2 protein-coding genes are annotated in these 1,837 nt (G+C 40.6%); both read left to right on the top strand.

What is annotated here, in order from left to right:
* Positions 1 to 1,071, top strand: a 1,071-nt coding sequence (locus tag V7659_RS03690) for a S16 family serine protease (RefSeq protein ID WP_335538182.1), incomplete at its 5' end; no start/stop codon positions are given.
* Between the two features lie 237 nt (positions 1,072 to 1,308).
* Positions 1,309 to 1,837, top strand: a 529-nt coding sequence (locus V7659_RS03685; RefSeq protein WP_335538180.1) for an LON peptidase substrate-binding domain-containing protein, incomplete at its 3' end; no start/stop codon positions are given.

Genomic DNA, 1,837 nt, shown 5'->3' with positions numbered 1-1,837 from the left:
TTAAAGGTATTAGAGGATCGGAAGGTCTTCCTTGAAAGTGCGTATTACCATGAGGAAAATAATCAAATCCCAACCCATATCCATGATATTTTTAAAAATGGCCTTCCAGCCGATTTCCGGTTAATAGGCGCTACGACAAGGACACCAAGTGAAATTCCCCCTGCGATTCGGTCCCGTTGTATGGAGGTTTTCTTTCGGGATTTAACACAGGAAGAAATCGTTGAAATTGCGAATAAGGCTGCCCAAAAAGTGAACCTACATATCAACGAAACAGGTGTCAATACGTTATCAAACTATGCAAGGAATGGTCGCGAAACAGTGAATTTAATTCAAATTGCGGCAGGACTTGCGATAACAGAGGAACGCGATTATATCAAGGATGAGGATATCGAGTGGGTTATCCATGCGAGTCAAATGTCTCCGAGAATGGAACGAAAGATTAATGATTTATCCCATGTGGGTCTCGTTAATGGCTTGGCTGTTTATGGGCCAAATTCAGGTGCGCTCCTTGAAATTGAAGTGACCGTCATTCCTGCCAAAGATAAAGGGACAATCAATATCACAGGTATTGTTGATGAAGAAAGTATCGGCGGACAAGGCAAATCGATTCGTCGGAAGAGTATGGCGCGCGGTTCCATTGAAAATGTAATTACGGTTTTACGATCAATGGGTGTCCCAGCTAACGACTTTGATATCCATGTGAATTTCCCGGGCGGTGTTCCAATCGACGGACCATCGGCAGGAATTGCGATGGCGACTGGCATATACTCTGCCATCTATAAAATTCCAATCGACAACACGGTTGCCATGACAGGAGAAATAAGTATCCATGGAAATGTCAAACCGATTGGCGGGGTGTATCCAAAAGTAAAAGCTGCGAAAAAAGCAGGCGCAAAAACAGTGATTATTCCAGAGGAAAACATGCAAACCATTTTAAATGAGATTGATGGAATAAAAATTATTCCCGTTTCCCACCTGCATGAAGTATTCGAGATTGCGCTAGTAAATGATTATCAAAAAATGGATGCGATCCCTGCATCGATTGAGCTATCTAAAAAAGAGAGTATCTAATTAAAACTTCGGTTTGTGGTCCATCTGCAAGCCGAAGTTTTTTGCCTATTTTATCAAAAGTTTTCTATCAACATTATAGAAAGAAATCGGAATGATTGGGGAAAATAAACGTATGCTGAAAAGAGAATCAACCAGCTTTCTCTAAAAATAGACACTTAAAAATAAATAGGATAGAATTGTACAAAGACCATTCTGATTTTGCAGTGAAAAATTGTTTGCATGTGGAGGTGCAGTAATTTGACGAAAAAGAACGAATTGATCGTCCCCCTCCTGCCGCTTCGAGGATTGCTCGTCTATCCGACCATGGTCCTGCATTTAGATGTTGGACGTGAAAGATCAGTACAAGCACTTGAAAAAGCAATGGTAGATGACCATTTAATTTTCTTAACCACTCAAAAGGAGGTTTCAATTGATGACCCTTCTGAAGAGGATTTATACACGATAGGAACATTAACAAAAGTAAAACAAATGCTTAAACTGCCAAATGGCACGATAAGGGTCTTGGTAGAAGGATTAAATCGCGGGGAAATCACTTCATTTCATGATGAAGAAGACTACTATGCGGTTACAATCGTTACCTATGATGACCCAGATACGAAGGATGTCGAAGATCAAGCCCTAATGAGAACCATGCTTGACTATTTCGAACAATACATAAAATTATCGAAAAAGATTTCTGCAGAGACCTATGCATCTGTTGCAGATATTGAAGAGCCTGGCAGAATGGCAGATATCATTTCCTCCCACTTACCGATCAAGTTGAAGG

The sequence above is a fragment of the Neobacillus drentensis genome (assembly GCF_036966985.1).
Taxonomy (GTDB): Bacteria; Bacillota; Bacilli; order Bacillales; family Cytobacillaceae; genus Neobacillus; species Neobacillus drentensis_E.
This window is presented reverse-complemented; position numbering and strand designations above follow the sequence as displayed.